General features: G+C 44.0%; 2 tRNA genes. Both read right to left on the minus strand.

Going from position 1 to position 234, the window contains the following annotated elements:
* Positions 1–76, minus strand: a tRNA-Lys gene (locus tag CR46_RS0117665).
* An 82-nt stretch (positions 77–158) separates the two neighbouring features.
* Positions 159–234, minus strand: a tRNA-Lys gene (locus CR46_RS0117670).

Raw genomic sequence — 234 nt, forward strand, 5'->3', positions numbered from 1 at the left:
TGGTGGGTCGTGTAGGATTCGAACCTACGACCAATTGATTAAAAGTCAACTGCTCTACCAACTGAGCTAACGACCCAAATATTGCTATGCACCTAGTTAACAACTTATTACAAGCAACTTGGCGCTAAGTTTCCGCTTAAGCGGTAATTCTGTTCAAGTGGTGGGTCGTGTAGGATTCGAACCTACGACCAATTGATTAAAAGTCAACTGCTCTACCAACTGAGCTAACGACCC

It is taken from the genome of Vreelandella neptunia, from assembly GCF_000712975.1.
In the GTDB taxonomy this organism is placed as follows: domain Bacteria; phylum Pseudomonadota; class Gammaproteobacteria; order Pseudomonadales; family Halomonadaceae; genus Vreelandella; species Vreelandella qaidamensis.